The organism is Streptomyces phaeoluteigriseus, from assembly GCF_001896135.2.
Classification (GTDB): Bacteria; Actinomycetota; Actinomycetes; order Streptomycetales; family Streptomycetaceae; genus Streptomyces; species Streptomyces phaeoluteigriseus.
On sequence record NZ_MPOH02000028.1, the window covers coordinates 1 to 5,554 of the forward strand.

4 protein-coding genes and 1 pseudogene are annotated in these 5,554 nt (G+C 73.6%); all 5 read right to left on the minus strand.

Annotated features, from left to right (window positions below):
- Nucleotides 1–538: pseudogene (locus BM536_RS41985) on the minus strand (hypothetical protein); the annotation flags it as partial.
- Entirely contained in the window at nt 535–960 is a 426-nt protein-coding gene (locus BM536_RS37055; RefSeq protein WP_073493882.1) for a hypothetical protein, read from the minus strand. The pseudogene BM536_RS41985 and the gene BM536_RS37055, both read right to left, overlap by 4 nt.
- Nucleotides 957–2,729 carry a glycosyltransferase gene (locus tag BM536_RS37060; protein ID WP_079275031.1) on the minus strand — a complete coding sequence of 591 codons (1,773 nt, stop codon included), beginning with the start codon at nt 2,727–2,729 and terminating at the stop codon, nt 957–959. The genes BM536_RS37055 and BM536_RS37060 overlap by 4 nt, the downstream gene beginning before the upstream one ends.
- 132 nt (nt 2,730–2,861) lie before the next feature.
- Nucleotides 2,862–3,824 (minus strand): hypothetical protein, encoded by a 963-nt coding sequence (locus BM536_RS45130; RefSeq protein ID WP_425444723.1) that lies wholly within the window; start codon nt 3,822–3,824, stop codon nt 2,862–2,864.
- 137 nt (nt 3,825–3,961) lie between these two features.
- Nucleotides 3,962–5,293 (minus strand): lipopolysaccharide biosynthesis protein, encoded by a 1,332-nt coding sequence (locus BM536_RS45135; RefSeq protein WP_425444724.1) that lies wholly within the window; start codon nt 5,291–5,293, stop codon nt 3,962–3,964.
- Nucleotides 5,294–5,554: the final 261 nt, after the last annotated feature.

The following is a 5,554-nucleotide window of genomic DNA, read 5'->3' on the forward strand; positions in this document are numbered from 1 at the left end:
GCACGGCCGGGGTCACGCGGGCGCCGGTGGCGGTGTGCGCCGCCCTCGTTGCCAGGGGGCGGGGTGTCGATGCCGGGGGACGGCGTGTCGTCGCCGGGCGTACGGAAGTCGTCCTCGCGGGATCGGCGGCCGTCGTTGTCTCCGGGCGGGTGCGCGCCGTCGCGGGGCGGCCGGGCCTCGCCGCCAGGCGGGCAGGCGCCGTCGCCGGACGGGCGGGCGTCGCCGCCGGACGGGCGGGCCTCGCCGCCAGGCGTGCGGGAGTTCGGACGTACGCGGCCGTCGCCACCCCCGGGCAGACAGCGATCGCGCGGGGCGCGGCCGTCGTCGCCGGGGCCGAACTGTCGTCGCCGGGCGCACGGGCGTCGTCTCGGGAAGCGCGGCCGTCGTCGCCGCGGGGCCAGCGGTCGTCATCATCACCAGGCGGGCGGGCGTCGCCGCCACGCGGGCGGGCGCTCGGACGTGCGCGGCCGTCGTCGTCGCCGGGTGGGCGGCCGTCGCGCGGGGCGTAGCCCTCGTCGCCGGGGTGGAGCAGCCTCACGGAGTAGAACCCTTCGCAGTCCTCGGCGGGGAGGCGCGCAGCCGCGGGCAGAACGCGGCGACCGTGGTGAGCAGCGTGAGCGTCAGCAGGACGCGCTGCGCGCTGAAGGCGTGCGTGGCGATGAACACCGTCCCGGCGAGCAGCACGAGGGCCACGCTCACGAAGACGGCCAGCATCAGCCGTTCGAGCAGGTCGGAGTGGTGCTCGAAAGCCGGGTCCCGGCGCTCCACGGGCCCCGTGGCGGGGACCACCGCCAGCGCGGGAGCGCAGATTCTCAGCACCGCGGCGCCCGGCGCCGCCGCCAGGAAGGCGACCATGGCCGCGCCCCGCAGCACGGAGCCGTCGGGCAGCGCGAGCGTGGACAGCGCCAGCCAGCCACCGAACGGGGGCAGCGTCCGTACGACCAGTTCCTGCGGTGTCATCGGCCCGTCTCCTTCAGAACGTAGGCCACCCCTGCGTCGTTCCCCGCCACCCGCTCGAACAGGGGCGAGGCGCCGACGGACTGCCGTATGCGGTCCAACTGACCCTTCGTGAGCAGCCCGTTCATCTCGGAGTCGGCGAACTGGCCGCGGCTGAACAGCAGATAGGCGCGGCCCGGTGACTCCACGGCGGACATGTCACGGGCGAGGGTGGTCGCCGGAGCGCGCACGATGGTGTCGACGTGGTCGCGGTCGTCGTCGAGGAACCAGTAGTGGTCCACTCTCCAGTAGTCGGCGAACGCCAGCGGATAGTTGCGGTCGGCCGCGACGACGAGGGAGTCGTCCGGTGCCTGGTCGATGACCTGTCGCACCAGGTCCACCTCGTCCGGCGGAAAGTAGCTGATGCGGTCCTTGCCGGAGTAGCTCGGCACGAAGGCGAGGGTGCCGGCGAGGAGCGCGAGCAGCGGGAGCCACACGTAGCGGCGGGGCTCGGTCCGGCTGGTCTTCTCCATCGCCGTCAGGGTGCGCACCTGCGGGAGCAGGGCCGCCGCGGCGAAGAAGGCGGCGCCGGGCAGCATGAACATCAGCACCCGGAAGATCATCTCGCTGCCGTAGCTGCTCGCCCCGAGCATCGGCAGGGGGGCCGCCGCGAGCAGCAGCAGCGGCATCGCGCGGTGGCGCAGCACCGGCTGGCGCAGCACGCCCGCCACCGCGAGCAGCAGCACCGAGGCCGACAACAGCCGGGCGACCCAGGACGTCGTCACCGCGCCGGCGCCGGTCGGAGTGGCGCCGTAACCCGTGGAGACGTTGCCGCCGATGTCGCCGATCGAACGGATCATGTCGGGCAGCGCGGCGGAGAGGAAGGGCAGGGCGGCCGTGAGGCACCAGGCCAGGAAGATGACGGCGGTCGTGACCAGCGGGACCTTGTCGCGGTAGCGGCGGGTGAGGAAGAGGGCGGCCAGCGAGACGATCAGCATGCCCGGCGTGAGCTGGTGCGAGATGACGATGGCCACGACCAGCAGCGTGAGCAGCACCGTCCACACGGCCCGCCGCTGCTGCTCGGCGGACTGGCCGGGGCGGCCGTAGCGGCGCAGGACGACGGCCAGCACGCCGAGGTGCAGAGCGAAGGCCACGGACTGGGGTGAGAAGTAGTCCTGGCCGACCCAGTTGGCGACGCAGAAGAGCCAGACCCCGGTCCAGATCAGCCGCCGGTCCTCGGTGAAGGTGCGGTAGAGCAGCAGCAGCGGGAGCAGCAGCATCAGGCTGGACACCAGCGGCCACCACGCCATGAACTGTGCGGCCGAGTCCACGCCCAGCAGCCGTACCAGCGCGGCCTGGGCGGCGAAGAAGCCGGGCCACTGGTCGTAGACGGCCATGTCGCCGATCGCGTCCGCGTTCTCCAGCCGGCCCGCCGTCAGCAGGTGGTCGATGACCGCGTCGTGCTTCCACGCCCAGGCGTACAGGGGTGTCGGATAGAGCACCGCCTGGGTGGCGCGCTCCATCACGAGCAGTCCCACGACATACGCCGGCGCCCAGGCGGGGTGGCGGCTCGGGCCGCGCAGCGTGACCCAGAAGCCGACGGTGAGCAGCGCCAGTCCCGCCCAGAACGCGGGGTGCACGGCGGTGACGAGGCCGAAGTCGTCGAGGTTCGAGACCTCGGTGTGCGTCACCGCCCAGCCCCACAGGGCGAGCGCGACGAGCAGCGCGGGCGCCGGGTGCGACGCGGCGTGCCACCAGGGGCGTCTAGGCGGAAGGTCCGAGAGATCGCGCACGGGCTCACCACCGGCCGGGCCTGCCGGGTCGGGTACGGCCGGAACGGTCACGGGCTCCGGCTCGGATCTCTCGCGTGGAGTGGCTTGCGGACGCACGACGGTTCCCCCCTGGCGGTTCGGCTCTGAGCTTGATCAGTCGCTGGACGGGTCGCTGGACGGGTCGCTGGACGGGTCGCTTGTTCGGGCGGTGACGGGGCTGCTCATGGCACTTCTGTCGCTCACCCGCGGCGTGTCGCTCTTCCGCGATGCGTCGCTCATCTGCGATGCGTCGCTCACCCGCGTTGTGTCGCTCAGCTGCGATCTCTCGCTCACCCGCGACAGGTGCGGATCCGGTGCGGGCTCCGCCCGCGGCTCGGCGCGGTGCACCGACAGGAGCAGGAGGAGCAGGAACAGCAGGCCGAGCAGCGGCAGCGCGGCGGGCGCGAGCGCCTCTCTCCCCGCCCAGCCCCCCACGGCGACGAGATAGACGATCCCCCAGCGCGCCACCCACGGCAGCCGCCCGCCCAGACGGTCACCGAAGCGCCGACCGACGCGGTCGAGCAGCAGCCACAGCAGCACGAGGCAGAGCAGCTGGCAGACGGGCGGCACCCAGCGCAGCAGCGGTTCGGGCCCGGGGAGGCCCAGGGTCTGTGCGAAGAACTCCGCCGTTTGCGTGGAGAACGCCCCACCCAGCGCCCGCGGTTCCCGTCCGAGGGCGACAGGTACGGCGTACAGCGCGAGGGCGGCCGCACCCAGCGCCGTGCCCGGCAGCCACGGGTCGTGCCGCACCCCCAGGGTCACGGCGGCGACAAACAGCAGGAGCAGCGTTCCCCCGGCGAGCAGCGCCGGACCGGGCAGCAGGCCCAGCATCCCGCGCCCGCTCAACGGCTCGGCGAGACCGCCCGACAGCGTCCCGCCCAGCCACGGCAGGTCCCGCAACGCCACGACGTAGGACACCGTGGCGATACCGAGGAGGCTCCACAGTCCGGCACGCAGCCGGCGCTGTCCGCGCTCGGACCAGAGGCCGTCGACCTCGTGACCGGGCGCCGGTGTCGACGCCTCGCCGCGCTCCACCGGTCCGACCGGCGGTGTGTCTTTGTGCGGGCGGACGATCACCGCGAGCGTGTCGGCCTGGAGTGCCTCGCGTTCGTAGCCGGGACGCCCTATGAACAGCGCGACGGTGTCCTCGTCGTAAGCCCCCCGCTCGTACGCCGCCCTGCGCGCCCAGCTCGTGCCGTACCCGGCGGTGGGGTTCAGCCGGGCCCAACGGGCGCCGTCCTCCTGCGGCGTACGTCGGGGGCGGGGTCCGGGTCGGCCCGGTCGGCGGGCGGGGCGTCGGCCGGCACCGCGGCGGGCATCCGGCTCGTCTCACGGAGCGCGGCCTTCAGCCCGAAGACCGACACGACGGCGATGAGCGACATGCTCAGCAGCACCGCCCAGCCCGCGCCCGCGATGCCCGCCGGGGTGAACAGCACAGCCGCGCTGCCCAGGACCAGCGTGCACATGGCGCCCTGGAGCGCGGCGAGCACACCGGTGCGGCCCTGCACGCGCAGCACCCCGATGTACATCTCCACCACGACCCGCGGCAGCGCTCCGGCGGCCAGCAACCGCAGCACGGTGGTCCCGTGTTCGGCGTAGTCCTCGTTGAACGGCAGCAGGATCTGCGGCGCGAACACCACCAGCACCAGGACCACCGGCACCAGCAGCAGCGTCATGCGGCGCAGCGCCCCGCGGACTCCGTCGGCGAGCCGGCGCGGGTCGTGCGAGGCGTGGGCGGTGAGGGAGGAGGCCATGTTGATGGCCATGAACTCCATGGTGCCGCCGACGGTGTACGCCACGTAGAAGTAGCCGTTCTCCGCCGCGCTGAAGCGGACCGCGACCATCACCGGCAGCAGGTTGATCATCGCCAGGCTGAACAGCGCACCGAGCGAGTCCCCGGCCAGGAACCGGCCCATCTCTCGGACCTTGGGCGGTTCCAGGTCGCGGTCGGCCGCGGTCTGGCGCGGGATGAGCTTGCGGAAGATGAGCCAGCCCAGCGGCAATGTCGAGAAGGCGATCGCGGCGGCCCAGGACACGAAGATGCCGAGCGCCGGCAGTGCCGTGGCGAAGATGATCAGCAGGATCAGCTTGCCGATCGAGAAGACCGCGTTGCCGACCGGCACCCACCCGGATCTGCGCAGTCCGGTCAGCACGCCGTCCTGGAGGGTGAGCAGCGCCCAGGCCACGCACGCGACGACGAACGCCGCCCCCGCCGCCGTCGTACCGAGCGGCGCGTACGACGCCCCCCACAGGTCGAGCGTGAGCAGGAAGACGACGGCGGCGATGGCTACCACGACCGAACTCGCCGCGTACGCCCGCCACACCAGGGCGCCGGTCGCCCGTCCCGCGCGCGGGACGAAGCGGACGACCGCGCCGATCATCGTCGTCGCCGTGATGCTGGCCAGCAGGCGCATCGCGGCGATCGCGGCGGAGCCCTGCCCGACGGCCTCCTCGGTGTAGTAGCGGGCGGCCACGAGCCAGAAGCCGAGGCCCAGCACGGCGGAGACACCGGTGCTGAGCATCAGGAAGTAGGCGTTCCGGAACAACGAGTCGGAGTCCCGCCCGCCGCCACCGGAGCCGCCAGACTCCGCCTCGGTCGGCTCCGGTGCCTCGGTCGGGGGCCCGGTCCCTCCGGGTGGCCCGGCCGCGGATCCGGTCCCGGTCCCTCCCGGTAGCCCGGCCGCAGTTCCGGTCCCGGTCCCTCCGGGTGGCCCGGCCGCCGATCCGGACCGGTCCCGGTCCCTCCGGGTAGCCCGGCCGCCGATCCGTTCTCGGCCCTTCAGGTGGCCCGGGCGCGGTCCCGGTCC

Coding starts and splice junctions, on each gene's coding strand:
- BM536_RS37055 (WP_073493882.1), bottom strand. CDS start 960: ATGACACCGCAGGAACTGGTCGTACGGACGCTGCCCCCGTTCGGTGGC.